The organism is Verrucosispora sp. TAA-831, assembly GCF_050780145.1.
Lineage (GTDB): Bacteria > Actinomycetota > Actinomycetes > Mycobacteriales > Micromonosporaceae > Micromonospora.
On record NZ_CP192240.1, the window covers coordinates 3,806,132 to 3,827,799 of the forward strand.

14 protein-coding genes are annotated in these 21,668 nt (G+C 67.3%); 5 read left to right on the forward strand and 9 right to left on the reverse strand.

What is annotated here, in order from left to right; translation table 11 throughout:
• Positions 1 to 199 precede the first annotated feature (199 nt).
• Entirely contained in the window at positions 200 to 3,745 is a 3,546-nt protein-coding gene (locus ACQVFL_RS17100; RefSeq protein WP_431726977.1) for a ThuA domain-containing protein, read from the forward strand.
• Between the two features lie 190 nt (positions 3,746 to 3,935).
• Here ACQVFL_RS17100 and ACQVFL_RS17105 read toward each other — a convergent pair whose 3' ends face one another.
• The 4 genes from ACQVFL_RS17105 to ACQVFL_RS17120 are packed head-to-tail and all read right to left on the reverse strand — an operon-like array spanning position 3,936 to position 8,256.
• Positions 3,936 to 5,192, reverse strand: coding sequence for an enolase C-terminal domain-like protein (locus ACQVFL_RS17105; RefSeq protein WP_431726978.1), 1,257 nt, complete (start codon positions 5,190 to 5,192; stop codon positions 3,936 to 3,938).
• 1 nt (position 5,193) lies between these two features.
• Positions 5,194 to 6,021: a carbohydrate ABC transporter permease gene (locus ACQVFL_RS17110; RefSeq protein ID WP_396696747.1), complete on the reverse strand. Its 828-nt coding sequence runs from the start codon at positions 6,019 to 6,021 to the stop codon at positions 5,194 to 5,196.
• Positions 6,021 to 6,986: a carbohydrate ABC transporter permease gene (locus ACQVFL_RS17115; RefSeq protein ID WP_431726979.1), complete on the reverse strand. Its 966-nt coding sequence runs from the start codon at positions 6,984 to 6,986 to the stop codon at positions 6,021 to 6,023. Before ACQVFL_RS17115 ends, ACQVFL_RS17110 begins: the two co-directional genes overlap by 1 nt.
• Before the next feature lie 4 nt (positions 6,987 to 6,990).
• The gene (locus ACQVFL_RS17120) at positions 6,991 to 8,256 is read right to left on the reverse strand and encodes an ABC transporter substrate-binding protein (protein ID WP_431726980.1); all 1,266 of its coding nucleotides are present in this window, start codon (positions 8,254 to 8,256) and stop codon (positions 6,991 to 6,993) included.
• Positions 8,257 to 8,403: 147 nt separating this feature from the next.
• Here ACQVFL_RS17120 and ACQVFL_RS17125 point away from each other — a divergent pair, with 147 nt between their 5' ends.
• Positions 8,404 to 9,174, forward strand: coding sequence for a FadR/GntR family transcriptional regulator (locus ACQVFL_RS17125; RefSeq protein WP_396696741.1), 771 nt, complete (start codon positions 8,404 to 8,406; stop codon positions 9,172 to 9,174).
• 85 nt (positions 9,175 to 9,259) lie between these two features.
• On the opposite strand, the gene ACQVFL_RS17130 is transcribed toward ACQVFL_RS17125, so the two are convergent.
• Complete coding sequence (locus ACQVFL_RS17130) at positions 9,260 to 10,645, reverse strand: RICIN domain-containing protein (RefSeq protein ID WP_431726981.1); 1,386 nt, start codon at positions 10,643 to 10,645, stop codon at positions 9,260 to 9,262.
• A gap of 309 nt (positions 10,646 to 10,954) precedes the next feature.
• On the opposite strand from ACQVFL_RS17130, the gene ACQVFL_RS17135 reads away from it, so the two are divergent.
• Positions 10,955 to 11,416 (forward strand): GNAT family N-acetyltransferase, encoded by a 462-nt coding sequence (locus ACQVFL_RS17135; protein ID WP_431726982.1) that lies wholly within the window; start codon positions 10,955 to 10,957, stop codon positions 11,414 to 11,416.
• A gap of 81 nt (positions 11,417 to 11,497) precedes the next feature.
• Here the strand turns inward: ACQVFL_RS17135 and ACQVFL_RS17140 are convergent, their stop codons facing one another.
• The 3 genes from ACQVFL_RS17140 to ACQVFL_RS17150 all read right to left on the reverse strand — a co-directional run bounded on the left by ACQVFL_RS17140 (position 11,498) and on the right by ACQVFL_RS17150 (position 14,288).
• On the reverse strand, positions 11,498 to 12,688 hold the full coding sequence (locus ACQVFL_RS17140; protein ID WP_431726983.1) for a helix-turn-helix domain-containing protein: 1,191 nt from the start codon (positions 12,686 to 12,688) through the stop codon (positions 11,498 to 11,500).
• Entirely contained in the window at positions 12,678 to 12,845 is a 168-nt protein-coding gene (locus ACQVFL_RS17145) for a hypothetical protein (protein WP_158573684.1), read from the reverse strand. Before ACQVFL_RS17145 ends, ACQVFL_RS17140 begins: the two co-directional genes overlap by 11 nt.
• A 213-nt stretch (positions 12,846 to 13,058) precedes the next feature.
• Complete coding sequence (locus tag ACQVFL_RS17150) at positions 13,059 to 14,288, reverse strand: helix-turn-helix domain-containing protein (protein WP_431726984.1); 1,230 nt, start codon at positions 14,286 to 14,288, stop codon at positions 13,059 to 13,061.
• Positions 14,289 to 15,026: 738 nt separating this feature from the next.
• On the opposite strand from ACQVFL_RS17150, the gene ACQVFL_RS17155 reads away from it, so the two are divergent.
• The gene (locus tag ACQVFL_RS17155; protein ID WP_431726985.1) at positions 15,027 to 17,999 is read left to right on the forward strand and encodes an NACHT domain-containing protein; all 2,973 of its coding nucleotides are present in this window, start codon (positions 15,027 to 15,029) and stop codon (positions 17,997 to 17,999) included.
• Positions 18,000 to 19,011: 1,012 nt separating this feature from the next.
• On the opposite strand, the gene ACQVFL_RS17160 is transcribed toward ACQVFL_RS17155, so the two are convergent.
• The gene (locus ACQVFL_RS17160; protein ID WP_431729842.1) at positions 19,012 to 20,157 is read right to left on the reverse strand and encodes a helix-turn-helix domain-containing protein; all 1,146 of its coding nucleotides are present in this window, start codon (positions 20,155 to 20,157) and stop codon (positions 19,012 to 19,014) included.
• 420 nt (positions 20,158 to 20,577) lie between these two features.
• Here ACQVFL_RS17160 and ACQVFL_RS17165 point away from each other — a divergent pair, with 420 nt between their 5' ends.
• Positions 20,578 to 21,099 carry a levansucrase gene (locus ACQVFL_RS17165; protein ID WP_431726986.1) on the forward strand — a complete coding sequence of 174 codons (522 nt, stop codon included), beginning with the start codon at positions 20,578 to 20,580 and terminating at the stop codon, positions 21,097 to 21,099.
• Positions 21,100 to 21,668 lie beyond the last annotated feature (569 nt).

Sequence of the window (21,668 nt, forward strand, 5' to 3'; positions counted from 1 at the left end):
AGAGTCACACCTGCGCGAGAGCCAGCACCGACACGGAGACACCGTTCATGGCGTCGTTAACATCCGACGACATCGATGCAGGATGCGCTCCGGCTCCCCACCCCCACGGAACGGCACCTCGGTCCGACATGACGGTGAGTCACCACCGCAAGCGTCGGCGCGCCACCCGTATCCCCTGCCCGTCCAACGAGGAGACGCCATGCGTCGCACGACAACCATCATCGGAGTGATCGCGGGTCTGTTACTGACCTTCGCGGTCGTGAACCCGGCGGCGGCGGCTCCCGCCTTCCGGGCCCTGGTGTTCACCAAGACCGCCGGTTACCGGCACGACTCCATCCCGGCCGGCGTCGCGATGTTCCAACAGCAGGCGGCGGCCAACAACTTCGAGGTGGTGCACACCGAGGACTCGTCCGTGTTCACCCCGGCCAACCTCGCCACCTTCGACGTCCTCGTGATGTTCCAGACCTCCGGCATGGTCTGGACCTCGGCCGCCCAGCGTCAGGCGGTGGAGGGTTTCCTCGCCTCCGGCAAGGGGATCGTCGCCGTCCACAACGCCACCGACATGGGCATCGAGGGTGAATACCCGTGGTGGGACCAGACCGTCAACGGCGGCGCGCACATGCCGGAACACTCCCCCGGCGTCCTGCCCGGCACCGCCATCGTGGCCGACAAGAAGCACCCCTCCACGGCCACCCTGCCGGACCGCTGGAACCGCAGCGAGGAGTGGTACAACTTCGACAAGAACCCGCGCGGTGACGTACACGTGCTGGTCACGGCGGACGAGCGGACGTACAACCCCGGCTCCCGGGCGATGGGTCCGGACCACCCGATCTCCTGGTGCCGCAGCGTCGGCGGGGGTCGGGTCTGGGCCACCGCCATGGGCCACGCCATCGAGTCCTACAGCGAGACCCACTTCCGCAACCACGTGCTCGGCGGGGTGAAGTGGGCCGCCGGCAACGAACCCGGCGACTGCGGCGGCACGGTCTGGGGCAACTTCGAGAAGCGTTCGCTGGACACCAACACCGTCGACCCGATGGCCCTGGCGGTGACCCCCGACGGCCGGGTGATCTACGTCCAGCGCGGCGGCCAGATCAAGATCTTCAAGCCGAGTACGAACAGCACCGTCACCGCGGGCACGCTCAGCGTCTACACCGGTGGCGAGGACGGCCTCACCGGGCTGGCCCTGGACCCGAACTTCGCCACCAACGGGTACGTCTACCTGTACCACTCCCCCGCCAGCAGCTCCACCGACATCAACCGGGTCTCCCGCTACACGCTGAGCGGTGACACGTTGACCATGTCCAGCGGGGTCACCGTCATCGACATCCCGGCGTACCGCGACCGGACGTACCCGGAGCCCGGCCACACCGGCGGGTACATGGAGTTCGGGCCGGACGGCAACCTCTACATCGGCACCGGTGACGACGTCGCGCCGAACCTCGACCCCAACTGGCAGGGTTACGCGCCGCTGGACTGGCGCTCGGGCAAGCACATGCTCGACGCGGCCCGCACCGCCGGCAACACCAACGACCTGCGGGGCAAGCTGCTGCGCATCCGGCCCTCGGCGAGCGGCGGTTACACCATCCCCTCCGGCAACCTCTATCCGCAGGGGACGGCGCAGACCCGGCCCGAGGTCTACGCGATGGGCTTCCGCAACCCGTTCCGCTTCTCCATCGACCCGGCCAACGGCTGGGTCTACCTGGCCGACTACGGGCCGGACCGGAACCCGCCGACCACCAACCGTGGCCCGGAGGGTCTCGTCGAGCTGAACGTGATCAAGGCACCGGGCAACTACGGCTGGCCGTTCTGCCACGGCGACAACCAGCCGTACGCGCCGTACAACCCGGACACCGGTGCGGTCGGGGCCAAGTTCAACTGCGCCGCCCCGGTCAACAACTCCCCCAACAACACCGGCCTGACCAGCCTGCGCCCGGTGGTCGCGCCGAACATGTGGTACGGCTACGGCACCTCGACCACCTTCCCGGAGCTGGGCTCCGGCGGCTCGGGGCCGATGGGCGGCCCGGTCTACCGCTACAACGCGGCGAACCCGTCGCAGACGAAGTTCCCGCCGTACTACGACGGGGTGCACTTCTTCTACGAGTGGTCGCGCAGCTACCTCAAGGAGGTGCACTTCGACTCGGCGACGGCGGTCACCCGGACCAACGCGTTCCTGCCCACCACCCGGTTCAACAAGCCGATGGACATGGAGTTCGGCCCGGACGGATCGCTCTACCTGCTGGAGTGGGGCACCAACTTCGGCGGCGGCAACAGCGACTCGGGTCTCTACCGGATCGACTACGTCCAGGGTGGGCGGTCCCCGATCGCGAAGGCCGCCGGCACGCCCACCAGCGGCAACGCCCCGTTGACGGTGCAGTTCTCCAGCGCCGGGTCGGCGGACCCCGACCCCGGTGACACGCTCAGCTACCAGTGGACCTTCGGTGACGGCACCACGTCGACGGCGGCCAACCCGTCGCACGTCTACACCGCCAACGGCAACTACACCGCCCAGCTCAGGGTCACCGACAGCACCGGCAAGACCGGCTTCGCCAACGTGGCGATCACGGTCGGCAACACCGCCCCGGTGGTCACCATCACCACACCGGCGCACGGCGGCATGCTCACCTTCGGCGACCGGGTCTCCTACCAGATCAGCGTCTCCGACCCGGGTGGGGCGGCGATCGACTGCGCCAAGGTGATCCTCAACCCGGCGCTCGGGCACGACGACCACGCGCACGAGACCACCGACCTGCCCGGCTGCTCCGGCACCATCTCCACCGACCTGCTCGGCGGGCATCCGGATGGCGCGAACCTGTTCTACGTGCTCAACGCGCGGTACACCGACAACGGCGGGGCGGGCGGGGCCGCACCGCTGACCGGGCACGCACAGGTGATCCTCCAGCCCAAGCACAAGCAGGCCGAGTACTACAGCAGCCAGTCCGGCACCCGGGTGGTCGACCAGGCCAGCGCGGAGAGCGGCAAGCGGATCGGCGACATCTCCAACAACGACTGGGTGGCCTTCACCCCGATGAGCCTCTCCGGCATCAGCACGGTCAGCTACCGGCTGTCGTCACCCTCCGGCGGCGGCACGATCGAGCTGCGGGCCGGCTCCCCCACCGGCACGCTGCTGGCCACCACGCCGGTGCCGGCCACCGGCGGCTGGGACAACTACCAGTCGACACCACCGGTGAACGTCACCGCCCTGGCCGGTACGCACACCCTGTACCTGGTCTTCAAGGGCAGCGGCAACAACTGGTTCGACCTCGACTCGCACACGTTCGGCGGTGCGGGGGTCGGTGTCGGCGGCACCGGCGGGGTGGCCGGGCGGACCTGGACCCTCACCGCGCAGCACAGCGGCAAGGTGATGGACGTCAACGGGGTCTCCACCGCCGACGGCGCCCAGATCCACCAGTGGGCCGCCAGCGGCGGGAACAACCAGAAGTGGCAGGCGGTCGACGCCGGCAACGGTGCCGTCACCCTCCGGGCGGTGCACAGCGGCAAGTGCGCGGAGATCGTCGGTTCGTCCACCAGCGCGGGTGCCTTCCTCCAGCAGGCCACCTGCGGCACCGGCAACCAGCAGAGGTTCACCGTCACGGCGACCGGCACCAGCGGCGTCTACACGGTCCGCAGCGTGCTGAGCGGCCTCTGCCTGGACGTCAACGGCGCGGCCACCACCGACGGCGCGCGGTTGGTGCAGTGGACCTGCCACGGCGGCACCAACCAGCAGTGGCGGTTCGGCGCGGCCTGACGACCACGACGCTGATCCGCCGATGACAGCAGTCGGGACCGGCCTCCGCACCACGGGAGCCGGTCCCGACCGCCGTGCGCGGACCCGGTCAGCGTGCGCGGACCCGGACGGGTTGTGCGGACCCGGGGCGACGTGCGCGAACCCGGGGCCGCCTGTGCGGACTCGGACGGCGTGCGCAGACCCGGTCGGCTCAGTGGCCGTCGGACTCGGCCAGCGGTGCGCCGGCACGCCCGCCGTGGCCGTTCACGCCGCCGACCGTCGCGCCGGTCGGCAGGTACGCCGTCCGGGCCGGTGCCGGAGCGCCGTGTTCCGGCAGCAACCGTCGTCCCGCCGACCCGGGCCGGACGTCGGGCCCCTCGGTGCTGCGGGCCGCCGGAGGGCGGACGGCGGCGCGGATCGTCCGCTCGTCGACGCGGACGCCGAGGCCCGGCGCGTCGCCGAGGACGAAGGCACCGTCCTCCACGTGCAGGTCGAGCGTGACGCCGACCGGTGGACGCAGATCCTGCAACTCGCTGGTCAGGTGGTTGGGCACCGACGTCGCCGCGTGCAGCAGCCCGACCGGACTGTTGCCGATCGGGCTGACCGGCAGGTCGTGGGCGTGCGCCAGGGCCGACGTACGCAGGAAGTGGGTGACTCCCCAGACGGCGGCCGTCTGGACGATGTCGACCGCCCCGGCGGCGATCAGCGGCCGGTACTGCTCCAGCCCGGTGAGGTTCTCGCCGGTGGCGACGGAGGCACGCACCCCCCGGCCGACGGTGGCCAGGCCCTCGGCGTCCCAGCGGCGGACGGGCTCCTCGATCCAGATGAGATCGAGGGTGCGTTCGAGTTCGCCGACGTGGCGGACGGCCTGCTTGCGGGTCCACGCCTCGTTGACGTCGAGCATCAGACCGGGTCGCCGTCCGTGCCCGGCCTCGGTCAGCACCTGTTCGACCAGGCCGAGGCGATGCCGGTCGCGGGCGATGTCCAGACCGCCCTTGAGCTTGGCGGCGCGCAGGCCGTGCGCGGCGTACGCGCGGTAGGTGTCGACCAGCTCGTCGTCGGCCAGGCCGATGTCCAGGCCGGAGGCGTACGCGGGCACCCGCCGGTCGCGTCCGCCCAGCAGTCGCCAGAGTGGCTGGCCGGCGGCCTGCGCCTTGATGTCCCAGAGGGCGGTGTCGAGCGCGCCGATGGTGCCGAAGACCGCGCCCGCGTGTCCGGCCTTGAAGCTGTGGCGCAGCATCCGGTCGTAGAGCGTCGGGACGGCGCGCGGGTCCTCGCCGTCGAGGGCCGCGAAGACGCGTTCGATCTCCACGTGCGGGCCGAGGCCGACTCCGGAGATCCCCTCGTCGGTGTCGACGACGACGATCGACACCGGGACCACCCCGTCGGCGAGGACGCCGTTGGCGTCACCGACGGGGCGGCCCCATTCCTGCACCGTGGTGAGCGTCCGATATCCGGTGATCCGCATGTCAGCCCTTCGTGGAGCCGGCGGCGACGCCGTCGGCGATCTGGCGCTGGAGGAAGAGGTAGACCAGCAGGACGGGGAGCGCGGCGATCAGCACCCCGGAGGCGAAGGTCGGGATGTCGTCGGAGTACTGCCCGCGCAGCGAGGTCACGCCCACCATCAGGGTGCGCTGGTCGGCCGAGGGCATCATGACCAGCGACATCAGGACGTCGTTCCAGCAGAACAGGGCGTTGAGGATGCCGACGGAGAGCAGCGCCGGGGTGCCCAGCGGCAGCATGATCCGGCGGTACACGCCGTAGAGGCTGTTGCCGTCGATCCGGGCCGCGTCGATGATCTCCGGCGGGATCGACCGGTAGTAGCTGGTCATCAGGAAGACGGTGAAGGGCAGGAACTGGGCGACGTAGACCAGGATCAACCCGGGGTAGGTGTCGATGAGCGCGGTGTCGGCCATGATCCGGGCCAGCGGCACCATGATCACCTGGAACGGCACGAAGAGACCCGCGAGGCAGCCGAGGAACAGCGCCCGCGACCCACGGAAGCGCACCTGGCTGAGGGCGAAGCCGGCCATCGAGCCGAGCAGCAACAGCAGGAGCACCGACGACGACACCACGATCACCGAGTTGACGAAGTATCGGCTCATGCCGACGCTGCTCCACGCCGTCTCGATGTTGTCCCAGCGCAGCCTGTCGGTCAGGGCGAAGCGGTCGAGGATGTAGTCGCGCCGGGTCTTCATCGCGACGTTCGCGGTGAACAGCAGGGGGTAGATCGTCGCCAGGGCGAGCACCAGCATCGGGACGGCGATCAGCCACCGCCCCGGCCGCAGTCGGGACATCAGTTCTCCCTTCCGGCCCGGCTGAGCAGCTTGATCTGCACCAGCCCCACCACGAGCATGATCACGAAGAGGACCGTCGAGGCGGCCGACGCGAGGGCGGGCCGGTTCATCTGGCCCTGCTGGATCCAGATGTAGTACTCCGGCAGGTAGGTGGACCCCTCCGGGCCGCCGCTGGTCATCACGAACAGCAGCCCGAACATCGAGGTCAACATGCCGATCATCGTGGTCACGAAGACGAACTGGATGGTCCGGGACAACCCCGGCACGATCACGTGCCGGATCACCTGGGGCAGCGAGGCCCCGTCCACCCGGGCGGCGTCCAGCAGGGCGGCGTCGAGGGTCGCGAACCCGGCGAGGAAGACCACCAGGGACATCCCGAAGGTGGCCCAGACGTGCACGCCGACCACCACGAACATCGCGATGTCCGGGTCGCCGAGCCAGTCGATCGGGCCGACACCGGCCGGGCCGAGCAGGGAGTTGAGCGGGCCGTCCACCGCGAGCAGCAGGTTGAAGATCGCGCCGACGATGACCGGGGAGAGCACGGCCGGGAAGAAGTAGACGCTGCGGTAGAGCCGGTGCCCGGGGACCCGCAGGTAGATGAAGGTCGCCAGCAGGCCGGGGATCGCCACCGCCACCGGCAGCAGCAGCACCAGCCACCCGACGTTGCCCAGCGCGGTCCGGAACAGCGGGTCGGCCAGCAGTTCCCGGTAGTTGTCGACGCCCACCGCCGTGCCGTCGCGGGCCCCGTCCCCGGTGAACGAGAAGTTGACGCCGAGCACCAGCGGATACAGCCGCAACACCACGATGATCAGCACGGCGGGGGCGACCAGGACGTACGGTGCGAGGCGCTCGGAGCGCAGACGGCCGGCGGCCCGCGCCGCACCGGTCCGGCGACGGTCGGCCGCCGCGTCGGTCCGTCCGGCCGGAGCCGGACGGACCGACGACTGCGCGTTCCCGATCGGCACGAACTCAGCCCGCCTGGTCGGAGGCGGCCAGTTGCCGCACCACCTCGTCGACGCCGGCCGAGCCGCTGAGCAGTTGCTGGGACAGTCTGCCCATCAGGTCCAGGGTCTTGGAGGAGAGCGCCACGTGCAGGGCCGGCTTGCCGTCCGCGGTCTCGGCCACGATGCCCGCCACCGCCGGGCCGCCCTGCGACACGTCGATCGTGGTGTCGGCGGCGATCGCGCCCGCGTCCGCGTAGAAGGCCTTGAGCGCCTCGGTCGAGGTGAGCGAGCGGACCAGGTCGGCGGCGACCTTCGGGTCCTTGGTCCACTTGGCCACCCCGTAGCCGATCCCGCCGTCGAAGGGCAGGCTCGGGGTGGTGCCCTCGGTGACCACCGGGGCGTTCATCACGCCGAGCTTCTCCGGCGTCAGGAACTCGTTGAAGTCCTTCCAGTGCCCGACGTCCGACATCAGCCCGATGACGTGGGCGGCCTTGCCGGACTGGAAGAGGGCGAACCCGTCGTTGAACATCGCGGTCGAGTTCGCGCCGTCGGTGTTCAGCCCGGCGTCGCCGGCCTCCTGCCAGAGCTGGAACACCCGCTTGACGTGCGGTGAGTTCCAGTCGCGCTTGCCGGCGACCCAGTCGTCGTACTCCTGCGCGGTGAGCGTGGCGGAGCCCAGTGCGGAGAGCCAGAACTGGATGCCCGCGCCCTCCTTGTTGCCGAGTGCGAAGCACTTGGCACCGGCCTTGGCGATGGCGGCGCAGTCGCTGAGGAACTCGGTCCAGGTCGTCGCCGGGGCGGCGGGGTCGAGCCCGGCCTTTTCGTACAGCGCCTTGTTGTAGTAGATCGGGTGGCCCTGCAACGTCACCGGACCGGCGTAGGTGCGGCCCTCCTCGGTGAAGGCGTCCCAGCCGGCCAGGCGCTCCCGGTCCTCGGCGAGATACTCGTCCAGCGGCACCAGCGCGTCGACCCGGTCCCGGATCTGGCCGCCGCCGTTGAACAGCATGACGTCCGGGCCCTTACCGGCCTGGATCGCCGCGCCCAGCAGGGTGTAGTACTGGTCGAACGGCTGCGCGACGAACTCGACCGTCACGTCCGGGTGCTTCGTGGCGAAGTCCGCCTTGGCCTTGTCGAGGTACGCGGCGGCGGACGCCTCACCGGACTTCCAGTCCCACACCACCAGCTTGCCGTCCGCGCCACCGCCGGACCCGCCCGATCCGGTGGCGCTTCCACAGCCGGCCGTCGCTACCAGTCCCACAACGAGGACGGCGGACCAGAGTGCGCGTTTCATCGTTGTTCACCTCTGAACGGGAATGGCCGACGGCTCCACCGCAGGCCAACAATGTGCGAAAACGTAACTCGTATGACGTCTGACGTCAACGGTCGGACGTACACTGACCACCGGACGTCGTGCCACGGCAAGCAAATCGGAGGGGACATGACGCCATCGCAGGAGACGACCGTGGACGCCACGGCCGCCCCGGCCTGGACCCGCCGGCCGCAGAACCTGGCGCGCGCCGTCACCGCCGAGTTGGTGCAGCGGATCGTGCGCGGGATGCATCCGTCCGGGTCTCCCCTGCCCCCCGAGCCCGTGCTCTGCGAGACCTTCTCGGTGAGCCGGACCGTGGTCCGGGAGGCGGTGAAGGTCCTCCAGGAGAAGGGCCTGGTGCAGGTACGCCAGGGCGCCGGCACCACGGTCACCGAGCCCTCGAACTGGGACATGCTCGACGAACTCGTCCTCGCCGCCACCATCGCCGAGGACGACAGCCTCGCCATCCTGGACGACCTGGTGGTCACCCGCCGGCTGCTCGAATCGGACATGGCGCACGTCGCCGCCCGGCAGGCCGACGGCGAGACCATCGAGCGCCTGCGGGCGCTGGTCGACCGGATGGACGAACTCGTCGACGACACTGTCGCCTACCACGAGCACGACCGGGCCTTCCACGACACGGTGATGCAGGCGTCCGGCAACCGGATCGCCCGTGGGGTGGTCCGCTCGCTGGAGAGCCAGGTCGCCAACACCGCGCGGTACATGGGTCGCACCCAGCGCTCGCTCTGCGTGGCGTCCAACCGGGGACACCGTCGCATCTACGAACGGATCGCCGCCCGCGACCCGGCCGGTGCCGCCGAGGCGATGTTCACCCACATCACCGAGGCGTGGCTGGTCCGCCGCAAGGGCTCCGGCAAGCCGACCCGACTGCAACGCTGACACCGCCCCTCCATTCGCCGTCGGCAGCCGTCACCGGTCGTCGACCGGTGACGGCTGCCGTGGTGATCCCGCTGTCCTGCCGAGGTCAGGAGAACTGCGCGAAGAACCGCCAGATCTCGCCCTTGGTCCAGGTCGTGATGCCGCTCTCGCCGTACGTCCCGTCCACCGGGCCGGGCATGTGTCCGTTGTCGAAGGCCGCCCACTGCACCGGGTAACCCGACCGGCAGCCGGAGTACACGGTGGTGATGTGGGTGCGGCTGCCGCCACCGGGCTCGGGCGGGTTCTGCGCCGCGCACCCGTTGTTACGGACGAACGTGTCGCGCAGCGCGCGCCCCTGACCGATGTTGAGCACGTTGTCCGAGATGCCGTGCAGCCCGAAGTACGCGATCGGCTGGGTGCCGCCGGAGCAGCCGCTGATCTGGGCACCGGCGATCACCGCGACGGCCCGGAACACGTCGGCCCGCGCACAGGCCAGGGCGTAGCTCATGCCGCCGCCCCAACTGAAGCCGGTGGCGAAACGCTGCCTCGGGTTGACGCAGAGGTCGCTCTCGATCCGCCGGATCATGTCGTCCACGAACGTGACGTCCTCGCCACCGGCGTTGCCCCAGCCGTTGCCGAGCCCCTGCGGCGCGACCAGGATCGCGCTGTTGTTGGACTGCTCCTGCTGGCCGTAGTACGACCAGGCGGTCCCGCTGGTGCCGCCGTTGGAGATCTCCTGCATGGTGCCGCCACGCCAGTGGAAGGCGAAGATCAGCCGGTACGGGTTGTTCGGCTGGTAGTTGGCGGGTACGCGCAGGATGAACGACCGGCTCTTGCCGCCGCTCTGGATCGTGTGCGTACCGCTGGACAGGGTGGGCGTACGGCCGCATCCGGTGCCGCCCGGCGGGTTGGGGTTGCTCCCGTCGACGCGGACGAGCTGCCACTGCTGGTTGCCGCCGTTCCAGTCCGCGTACTGGACGATGTTCGCCCCGTCGGCGGTCGACGCGCCTTGGACCTCCACGACCTTGCCGCTGTGCCGGCTGACCAGCCGGACGTGGCCGCCGTCCGAGTCGGCCAACCGGAACTGCTGGTTGGCCCCGTTGTTGTCCGACCAGGCGACGATCGGGGCACCGTCGGCGGTGGACAGGTTCTGCACGTCGAGGACCTTGCCGGAGTGCCGGGACTTGAGCCGATAGAAGCCGCCGCCGGAGTCGACGAACTGCCACTGCTGGTTCGCGCCGTTGTTGCGCGTCCACTGGGTGATCCGCGCGCCGTCGTTGGTGGCCGAGGCGTACAGGTCCAGCGCCTTGCCGCTGGTCCGGTTCACCAACACGTACCACGCGGTGGTGTCGACCGTCGCGGCGGACGCGGGCGTGGCGCTCACCGCCACGACCGTGCCGGCCGTCATGACCACGGCGAGCGCGGCGGCCAGTACGGATCGTCGACCGCGTCTCGGCGGGGAGGCGGGACGGGCCTCGCCGATGACTGTCATTGTCCACTCCTTCGGTCGGGGTCGCCTGCGGGCGGGACCGCCCGCGCGCGCCCGGCTGGGGGTGCCGGCGTCGGGTGGTGGCGTCAGCACGTCGGTGTGTCGTGGGGATGCCCGGACGGCGGCGCCCGATCCGGCGACACGAGCCCACGAGGGAGCGGTCCACCAGGTCGGGGCGTGGTGTCGACGCCGGACGACCGGACCGCTCGCTCATCGAAATCTAACGATGCAAACGTCATACGTCAAACGACAGATGTAGGGCTGACCCGGAAAGTGGCTGCGCTGCGCCTCGCCGGGGACCAGAATGGCGCGGTGCGGATCACCGAGATCAACCCCGGCGCAGACGAGACACTGGCCCGGACGCTGCTGTCGATCCAGCACGCGGCGTACGCGGTGGAGGCGTCGCTCATCGGCGACGACCGGATCCCGCCCCTGCACGAGACGCTCGACGCGCTGCGCACCGCGCCGCTGCGCTGGCTCGGCGCCCACCACGACGGACGGCTGGTCGGTGCGGTGGCCTGGTCGGAGAACCCCACCGAGCGGGACATCGACCGACTCGTGGTGGACCCGACGGCCCACCGTCGCGGCACCGGCACCGCCCTGGTGCGGACGCTCCTCGCCTCGGCCGGCGACCGGCGGACCGTGGTCGCCACGGGCGCGGCGAACCTCCCGGCCCGCCGGCTCTACGAGCGTCTCGACTTCCGCCTGATCGGCGAGCGCGAGGTCATCCCCGGCCTCCGGATCGCCGAGTACGCCCACGAACCGGCGACCTGAACCACCCTCCCGTCGTCACCTGCCTCGCCCCGGTCCGGGGAGACGGGTTGGTGCACCGGGTTCCGGGACAGGAAGGCGTGGTCAGACCAGCCCGAGGCTGATGGCGAGTTGGGTGATCGTCGTCGACGCGTCCTGGTCACGGGCCGCGTGGGCGACCATCTCTCGCACCGCCGGTCGGTGTCGGATCTCGGCGGGCGCGGTGGCGTCGGCCTGGATCAGCACTCGGGCCGCGTTGGTGGCGTCGTCGGTGTCCAGGTAGGCGCGAGCGGCGTCAACGAGATGCGCGGCGCGATGCTCGACGGGCAGCCACCGCCACTCGTCGCGCCCGATCGCCTTCTCGTGCCGCGCGACGGCGTCCGAGGTGTCGCCGAGTTCAATGGCGGCGGTGACCCGGGCCAGTTCGACGGCGGTCGGGCCGAACGCCGTGCGGTGGTGGTCGTGTCCCTCGCCGACGCGGGCGGCCATCTCGGCGGCTTCGTCCAACAGATCAGCGGCGGCGCGGTCGTTGCCGCAGGTCGCGGCGATGAGGGCGGCCTGCACGAGCAGGCTGCCGCAGAGCGACACCTCCGGCGGATCGCCGGTGTCGGGGTCGGCTGGGGCGATCTGGTAGGCGGCGGCCAGCATCACCGAGCGCGCCCGCGCCGACGTCCGGAGCACCTGACCGAGCTGCACCGACGCGCACGCCAGCAACAGCCGGTCGCCGGTGGCGGCGGACATGGCCCGGTCGGCGGCCAGCCAGGCAAGCTGGTGCTCGTCCAGCTTGACCAACAACGCCGTAGTGACCCGGTACGCCTCCACCACCAACGCCCGACCCGCCTCCGGGGCCTGGGCGTACGCCCGGTGCACCGTGGTCAACAGCCCCGGCAGCAGGTCGATCAGGTGCGGGTATCGGGCGTGCTGGTAGGTGGTCCACGCATGCGCGACCTCCCGCGCCACCCGCTCCGGCGGCATCACCTCGCCGCGCGCCGACGGGCGACCGAGAGCCATCTCGTACGTCGACATCGCCGCCCTGATCCGAGCGACACCCTCATGACGCTCGACCGCATCGGCAGGCTCGACGTCACGGCCGAGCAGGGTCGCGGCATCCACCCGCAGCACGGTGGCGATGTCGCGGATGACCGACAGGCGCTCCAACGACCGTACGCCGCGTTCGACCTTGTCCACCCAACTCTTCGACTTTCCCAGGCGGTCGGCGAACGTCTGCTGCGACAGGTTCCGCCGCGCCCGCAGATAGGCCACCCGTCGCCCGATCGGCACGGGATCACCGGGCACGACGCCACCGCCGATCCGGCACCGCCCGGGTGGTCTCCTCGACCGGTATCCGCTCCGCCTCGGCCTGCGCCAGGATGCGTTGCTTCGCGGCCTCCCGCTCCGCCGCTTCCGCCTGCTCGCCGCGACTCTGCACCGGCTCGCGCTGCATACCGTCCACCCGCTACCTCCTCGAAAGACACAGCAAGGTGCGCTCGAAAGACGACCTTTGCTGTGCTGGCAGAAGGGGCGCGGCTCACCTGAGAACTGGTGGCGGCACCTCACGCACCGGTCGCACCCCGTAATGCCATGTTCACGGGGCGCAATGAGGGTGGACAGGTACACGGCAGGCCACGCCATGCGACCTGCGGGAAAGGTGGTACGTGTTGTGCGACTACGCCCCGACCAGAGACGCCAACTCGGCCAACTCCTTGGTCATCGCCCGCCGACGCTTCTCGGCGATCGACTGGACGATGTCCCGGGCATACCGCTGCTGCCGCAACCATGCCGGTGCCCGATCCCGGAGATCCATCAGCACACCGGTCGCGTCCGCGTACGCACCCGTCTGAGCGTGGGACCACGCGACGTCCAGGTAGTGCCGCTGCCGCGATGACGGGGTCACCTGCGGAGACCGGTGCACCTGCTGCGCGAGAGCCAATGCCTCGTCGGGACGGCCCGCGATAACCGCCGACTCCACCCGCATCAGGTGCACACCCTCGGCCGAATAGTCGTTGCCCGTGATATCGGCGTCCGGGTTAGGCCGGTCACCAAGCCGGTGCGCACCGGCCGCCGCCAGGTCGAGCATGTCCCGGGCGTCGTCGTGTCGCGCATCGCGGACCGCCGCCGACGCGCCCTTGATCAGCAGAAAGCCCCAGGCGGACAGGTGGGCAGGTGAGGCGGTCGACAGCTTCGGCTCCACCTGATCGGCGGTCCGTACCGCCAGCACCTCGGCCTCCTCGAACCGGGCCTGCCGCAGCAACAGCCAACACATCGGTGCCACCGCTGCGGCACCAACCATCTGATCCCCGCTGCAACGAGCGTGATCCAGTGCGGCTGTAAGCGCGACATGCGCAAGGTCAACACGGCGTAGCTGGATCAGGAGGCGACCCGCCAACTGGTGAGCCTGCGACGCCAGCGCATGCGCCACCAACCGCTCATCACCGTCGGCGACGTCGACAAACGTCCGCGCCTCATCGAGCAGGCCAGGGATCAACGTGAGAGCTGCCGCGTAGTCATTGGCGTGGTAGATCGTGTTCGCCGCCTTGATCGAACGGCGCACGTCAGCGGCAGTCGGTGGGCCAATCTCGGGGTCGTCCACTACGGAACGCCCGTCGAGACCCGAGACCGGCGTCAGAGCGCGCCGGACATCGACAAGACCCAGCGGCGCGGCATCAGGCTCACGCATGGCCTGCGCCTGCGCAGCGGAACCCATCAACGCGGACGTCGGAACGCCAAGAGCAGTCGCCAGCTTGTTCAACGTGGACATGCGGGCGCTGGTCCGCTCGTTCTGCTCCAGCTTCCGAATCGTCTCCACACTGACGCCCGCCCGCTCCGCGAGCCGCTCCTGAGTGAGAGTGGATTCGCTGCGCAGTCTGCGTAGGTGATCACCGATCGTAGTGAGCATGGCAGCCTCCCCGGAGAACCGACTGAGCCCGAACCCGCCGACCGCCCGGCGGGCCACCACTCCGGACGGTACACCTCATCGACCCGAAGGCCACGACACCGAACACCCGGGCCGAGCGCTGCCCCACATTCGCCAGCGGGATGCCGTGAGTCGTCTATATCAGTTCCATGCGTCAACCAAACCAGGGGTTAGTCCGGCCGTCTCTTGCACCACCAGCGCAGACGTGACAGCGAGGGAGCCCTCGGACAACCGCAAGCTGCCACACCGACCGACGTCGCGTCACCAAGCAGGCGAACGGCATGCGAACGTGCGGCGAAGGCTACCGAACCGACAAACCCGCATACGGCGGGGATGCGCCAATCACACCTATCGAGTCTGGCCGGAGCCTCATGGTTCGCCTGCGTCGGGCGGAAGACACAGCGCTCCTCGTGCAGGAGGCCACAACGCGACGGAGGACTATATCGTGCGGCCCGCCGTGGCACTGGTGGCAACATCCGCAAGCCGCAGAGAGATCAAATCTTGAAAGCACCCAATTCCAGGTTGCAACACAAGTGGCAAATAGTCGACACATGTCGAGTTTCGGACTGCCACTCCCTGACCGCTATGCCTTCTCGCTCTTCGGGAACAGCCCCGGCAGATGCGAATGTCTCACCTTGGCCAGATCCATTAAGATGCATCCTTCACGAGGCTGCCCACCACCTCACCTCACCCGAAGACCAAACGCACTTGAGGACCGACATGTCCGATTCGCAACGAACCAACCGCGCCGTGCTTGCCGCCACGCTGCTTGCTGCCGCCATCCCCCCTGCAGCCGGAGCCTATTTTCTTCAGAACGTTTACAGGAATAATCCCGCTATCCTGATCGCCGGAATCATCGCCTGGGAAGCAGGGTTGCTTCTGTGGATCTTCCTGAGCAAAGTCATGGATAAGCTACAGGAGCGATGGTCAGATAGATTCGTGGACGTCATCGACCAGTGGCTAATACGAACATTCTCGCGTTACGGACGGAAGTATCACAGATACTTGCGGGAACTATATCTTGACATGGACCTTAAAGGCCTACCACTGCGCGGCATATATTCACTAGCGGCGGATCAAGTATTCGTCGATATCAGCCTTTTTCCCCAATCTATCCACGAAATACCTAGCGGGCTACTCGAGGGAGGCGAGCCTCAAACAGACCGATTCTTGCGAGGGACCCGTCTACACGTGTGGGAACTACTACATCGACACGACAAGCGCCCGGATCCGCTTGCGATATTGGGCCCGCCGGGCAGCGGCAAGACAACATTACTCAAATACATGACGCTTACGATGTTGCATCGTGGGCGAAAGTCCCGACGCCTTGGAGCACCCAGGGCCAAGATGCCCATTCTTCTCTTCCTCAGAGAGCACACCAAATCGATTATCCAAAATGGTGACTCCACCCTTGCGGACTTGGTGAGATCCTCGCTTACGAGTTCACCAGCGGCAGTCGATCCGCCCCGTTGGTTCGAGAAGCAACTTGGCAGGGGGCGGTGCGTCGTCCTGCTCGATGGCCTTGATGAGGTAGTAGAACCTGAACATCGGCGTCAGGTTGTGGATTGGGTCGATCGCCAAATTGCGACCTATCCCGACAACAATTTCGTAGTTACCTCACGGCCACACGGCTACAAGTCCTATCCAGTCAGTCGCGCGACATCGGCACGGGTTCGACCCTTCACTGAACATCAAATCGAACTATTCGTCAATCAGTGGTATTCTGCGACTGAACAGCGGCGTGCTGGCCGAGCCGATGCCGGGGTTACGTTCAGAGCACAGGATGGCGCCAAGGATCTAATGCGGCGTTTGCGTTCGAACAGCAACCTGCACACTCTTGCCATGAATCCCCTGCTCCTTACAATGATCGCTCACGTGCACTACTACCGGGGAGCACTCCCAGGCACACGTGCCGATCTCTATCGCGAGATTTGCCAGGTACTTCTAGGACGACGCCAGGACGCAAAGCGAATATCCAGCGATCTCTCCCTGGATCAGAAGGAGTATGTGATTCAGCACCTCGCCTTCGAGATGATGAAGAGAAGAAAGGTTCGAGTAGCCGCCGACGAGGCAGCCACAATCATCGCGCCACATCTCAAACGAATGAGCATCCGACTGAGCACACGGGATTTCTTGCAGATCATCAGAGATGAATGCGGTTTATTATTAGAAAGGGAAACGGGAATTTACGCTTTTCCTCATCTCACCTTCCAAGAGTTCTTGTGTTCGCGATATATCTCCGAAAAAAAGATGGAGTCGGTGCTCGTCGAAGGTGTTACCGACCCGTGGTGGCGCGAAACGACCCTGCTCTACGTCGCGCAGCAAGGGGCTGACGCTGTTGTGGAGGCGTGTTTAGCGAAAGCCCCGAGCCAAGCGGCGCTAGAGCTGGCGGTCGGCTGCTCCGACGAAGCCAGAGAACTATCTCCAGAGCTGCGCGCTAAGCTCGAGGAAGCGTTAAGTTCGAATGCGGCAGGGGGAAACACCGAATCTCGCGCGATGGCGGCCACGGTGATTCTAGGACGGACCATGCGGGAGGCGGTTCGCGTTAATGAAGACACATGGCTCAGCAGGAGCCCTATTTCCATCCGCGAATACGACTTCTGCCTGCATCGGCCATCAGATCTGACTCCAAAGTTCGACCCTCAACGCCCCGCCCTAATTAACAGTGAAACAGAGGTGCAACAATTTATCAGGTGGGCGTCGGGCATCGTCGGTGAGGTCCGGTTACCAACATCTACGGAAGTAAGCGCGGCCGTCTCGGACGATTTGCTAAATATATCAGAGAGCGCGATTTGGACTTCAGGCCCAGGCAAGACTTTGACACTATTTGCCGATCACCTGCCACCGATCAATGACTTCGAGCAGCGCGCACGGGACCAGTTGCGCCAAGACGCCGTTGCCTTCCTGCGATTCTTGGCTCACGAGGAAGAGGCAGGTGCCGAGACGCAGAACCAGCAGGTGCTTTATGCCATTGAACGTAACATTCCCCGTCGACTTTTAGCTCTCGTGAGCCTTGCCACCTGCCTGGACTTCCGGAACCCACCAGCCGGCATGAAATTCCTCCTCGATAAATCCCAACTGACATTGACTGCATTTGACGCCACTCTCGGCAAAACCATCACCGCCTCCGTTTATTATGACGACTGGCGCGGCAACTCCCTGGATATGATTGGCCGAGATCTACCCTGCCTCCCGTCGTTTGTCTATCCAACACAAAGGAACGCGGTGAGTGCCGAACAGGTCTTCAAGAAGGCCGAGACACTCATCCGAGAGAGAGGTGGTCGACGAGAGGAAGCACAGGGGCCTGGGATGCTTCGCCTAGTTGCCGCGACTACAGGCATTCTTCGAGGCTTCGCATCCGACAAGAACTCCGACGAGTCAGTTCCCCAAAAGACAAAGAAGAACCAGAAGTCGGAAGAGTTCGATTCCACCAACATGGATCACCTCCTTCTAATCGCGCGAGTAGCGTCCGCCGCAGCTACTTTAGAGCTGCAATTGGCTGAACAGAGCCACGCACCCATCAGTCCAAGCCTAATCCGACTGCTGAATCGCCGAATCTTTCCATCGAAAGTTCGGCGCGGCTCGAATTGGCATCCAACCCTGGCCCACCTGACCAGCGAGCTCTGCGTCCTTGAGTGGCGGCGAAGAGGCGAGCTACCTGTAAATGAGGTCGTACACCTTGCACGCAACTGACCCTACTGTCTTCCGTCGGCTGATGCCGACACACGTTCATGATCCGAACTACGGCATCGGCGCAGGGAGTACATGGATCCTCGAGCTAGACATTTAATGTGATGAATATCTATGGGTGCGGCCATCATCAGCAGATGAGCGAGAAGTCGACATCCGTGCGGGGGTGCGTGTTCGACACGAGGCGGACCGCTCATATGCGGCGCTAGTGGACGGGCCGGACGGTGAGGTGGAGGTCGGCCGGACCTCCAAGACCAGCGACGTGCTGGCGCTGGCCCGTGCCCGCATCCCACCGAGCACCTCAACTTCATGCCGACCGTCACGGACGAGGAAGTAGCGGCTTTCCATGCCTACATATCCGCTCCCTCGGGGCGGGATAGCTAGCGGGCACTCGCAGTCCACGGCAACTCAAGTCGTCCGGGCCTCTGGCCAGGGCTAGTCAAGCGGCGACTATCCGTCTATCTCGATAGACGGCCGATGCCGGCGTAGGTAGCCTCGCGCGGTGACCCGCTACAAGCGGTACCGCTACGTCGGACCATCGGATCATCCTCGCCCGTCCGCTGTGCCCGGCAGGAATCGTCGTCGCCGACACGCCCAGCGCGCTTAGTACGTGGCTGAACGAACGGCATGCGAACGGGCTCAACGAGCCCGCCACGTTCGTCGTCGACCTGCACGCTGTCCTCCGGCCAGCACCCCCGTCAGAGCGAGCACGTCGCCTGCGCTGCCGGGCAAGACGTCTTGGCCGCCGGTGAGATCACCTTCGTCGAGAACAACACCCGACACTACGTCCAAGAGGTCAGCAACCAGTCGACCGGCTACTGCCCAAATCCGGACTGCTGGCCCGCCGTCGCCGCAGCACTTGATCGTCTCGGCGTGCCGCATCCAGGCGGACTCACCGCCGCCCTGACCTTCAGACGTTGCACAGCCTGCGGAGAACGCAACATTGTGCGAGACGCCGACTTCACATGCGCCCTCTGCGATGGCACCCTGCCGCCCTATTGGAACTTTGCCCCATCTAAGCGGCCAGGCTCAACCGCTCGCACAGCCCCCGCAGCTCCGTCGACGTCGCACCCTTACGCAGCAGCGATCGTGCCGTCTCCCGCGCCGACACCGACGAACGGGCGTGTTGCGATCCGACCCGTTCGGCAGCAAGCAGCATCCGCACCACATCCCGGTCCCGGCCGACCGCCTCAGCGGCACGGCCCATGTCGAGCCAGAAATACACCTGCCGCACCGCTGGCAGGCCCGCCAGCTCCACGCCCGATGCCGTCTGCAACGCCGCCTCCGGACGACCCGTGTCGAGCAGGAACGCCATCAGCCACAGCGCCACGTTCCGTGGCCCCCAGGCGAGATCCCAACTGTCGGTCTCCCCGGTGTGCGCCGCGATCCGTCCCGCCTCGGCAAGGTGCTCCTCCGCACCCGCCTGATCCCGCAGCCCGGCGAGGTGATGGGCCCGCGCCAAGTGCAGGAACCCCAACACGTCCAACGCGCCGTCAGCCCCACTGCCCGAAAGATCGGCAGCCGCGACGTCACACAGCGCCCGCGCCGGACCGTACGCCCCCGAATAGGCCGACACCCGCGCCCGGTTCGCCGCCGCAACCCCGGCCGCCACCGGGTCATCGAGCAACCCGGCCGCCTCGGCACACCGCTCTGCCGCCAGCCACGCATGCGCCGGGTAGCTGACGTTCAGCAACGACCCCATCGCCACGCCGTACACCGGCACCATCTCCGTCAACGCCACTCGCCGATCAGTGAGGCCGTGCATCGCCGGCACCAGGTCGACAAGCCGCCGCAACGCGCCCGCGTAGTCACACCGCCCATACAGGCCACGCACGAGCGCCGCCTCTCGGCGTACCTGCTCGACGGTCGCCACCGCATCGGAACGCATGGACATCGGCGTGTCCATCATGATCCGCCACACCCGCTCCGCGTCGATGCGCGCCGCGTCGAGCTGCCGATCAGCCGGTGTGTACGCCTGCCCGGTCAGGTCCACTACCGAGCATTCGAGAGCCGCCGCCAGATCCACCACCATGTACCGGTCGGTGCGCTGCTGGCCACGCTCGATCCGCGACCACGAGGTGTGGGAGATCCCCGCCCGACTGGCCGCGTAGCGCACACTCCAACCACGCAGCTCCCGACGAGCACGAATACGATCACCAATCGAGGGATCAACAGGTATCGGCCGACGAGCCATCAGCGGCACTCCCAGGTCAGATGAGATCCCCTGCCGACCATTCCCGGCAGGCTGCCACTCCGGACGGTACACCGACCAGCACCGACAGCACCCGGGCGCGCTCAATCATCAAGCGAGCCGTCAGATTTTGAGCGGACCTCCGAGCAACGTGCCACCAGCGGGAACGCTGCTCAATCCCCTGCGCACACGGCGCCGAAGGCTCTCATTGCTGTCCGGCGCCTCACGGTGTCTTGTGCCCCCAGTCCCGAATACCCGAAAGCGCCTACGGTCTGCGGCTGGCGCGGTTGCACGTTCTGCCCTACTCGCGACGTTCGAGCCCGCCTTCGCTGGCCCACGGATGACCCTGGTCGATCCTGTTTGATGTAATCCCGCACAAGGGAGGACATCATGGTGGACGACGCGGTGAAGGCATACATCGAGGCGACCTCAGCGCGGCTGACTGCGGACGGCTGCGACGTACACACTGAGGACTGGCATGGCACCGGAGTACTTGTCGGCCACCGCTCGGACTTCCGCATCCAGTGGATGGCGACGAAGCTGCATCTCCTCACGATCGTGGCCCCCATGTCAGACGTCGCGCCGGACGACTTGGAGTCATTCACGAACGCGACATTCGAGTATGCGGAGGCGCGTAAGGGACAGATGCGCGGCCTACAAACCGGTGTTGCCGTCTTCCCGAGCCTCGTCGGCACGCACATTGATCCGGCCGCGATGGCCTGGTCGAAGAGGAAGCAGTTGGTGCGCTTCGCCAGCGTGGCACGCCCGGTCGTCGTGGACGTTACGGCCGGCACCGTTGGTTGCTTCCGGCGTACCGCAGCCCTCGGCTTCGTCTATTCGGGACACCTCCGCCGCAAGCTTGACCTGTACTTTCCCGCCCCCGGCCGTCAAGGCGCCCTCGACAGCTCGTGATGCGCGGTGGCGTTCCGCGTGGTGGGGATCTGGCGCGGTGGTCGTCGAGCGGAACCTGCCTACCGGTTGACGACGTCCAGGCGGTGATGAGCCACGAGAAGCCATCAACCATGTTGAACCATGTCACCAACGCACACGACGCGTTCGCTGACGATCGAATCAGGGCGAGTTGCGCGCTCATGCCGATGAGCGTGCGTCGTGCTCTCCATGCCAAGGTCACGCTCGATCCGGGATCGAGTGGCATCCCAGCGTTTCCGTAACCACTCGATCCCGGATCGAGCACGACCTTGAGGCTGGCGAGCGAGTGAGCCGGCGGGACGTTGATCCGAGGCACGGACCTGCCGCTGACAAAGCGCGGCGGCCAGCCGCCACCGCAAGAAGACGTTCCCCCAGCCCTCCGCACACCTGGCCGAGGCGGTTCGCGTACTGCCAACCACAGACTCTTGTTGCCCAGTTCCAGGGACTATCGGTGGGCGATGCTGGAATCGCACCACTGACCTCTGCGGCGTGAAGCTCCGGGCCGTCCGGGTGCAGTTCGGCGTAGACGCCCCGCAGCGCCGTCAGGTCAC

Bases quoted from the DNA above. Each gene is read 5' to 3' on its own strand.
- ACQVFL_RS17100 (WP_431726977.1), top strand. From the start codon at position 200: ATGCGTCGCACGACAACCATCATCGGAGTGATCGCGGGTCTGTTACTG.
- ACQVFL_RS17105 (WP_431726978.1), bottom strand. From the start codon at position 5,192: ATGCGGATCACCGGATATCGGACGCTCACCACGGTGCAGGAATGGGGC.
- ACQVFL_RS17110 (WP_396696747.1), bottom strand. From the start codon at position 6,021: ATGTCCCGACTGCGGCCGGGGCGGTGGCTGATCGCCGTCCCGATGCTG.
- ACQVFL_RS17120 (WP_431726980.1), bottom strand. From the start codon at position 8,256: ATGAAACGCGCACTCTGGTCCGCCGTCCTCGTTGTGGGACTGGTAGCG.
- ACQVFL_RS17125 (WP_396696741.1), top strand. From the start codon at position 8,404: ATGACGCCATCGCAGGAGACGACCGTGGACGCCACGGCCGCCCCGGCC.
- ACQVFL_RS17130 (WP_431726981.1), bottom strand. From the start codon at position 10,645: ATGACAGTCATCGGCGAGGCCCGTCCCGCCTCCCCGCCGAGACGCGGT.
- ACQVFL_RS17150 (WP_431726984.1), bottom strand. From the start codon at position 14,288: ATGCTCACTACGATCGGTGATCACCTACGCAGACTGCGCAGCGAATCC.
- ACQVFL_RS17155 (WP_431726985.1), top strand. From the start codon at position 15,027: ATGTCCGATTCGCAACGAACCAACCGCGCCGTGCTTGCCGCCACGCTG.
- ACQVFL_RS17165 (WP_431726986.1), top strand. From the start codon at position 20,578: ATGGTGGACGACGCGGTGAAGGCATACATCGAGGCGACCTCAGCGCGG.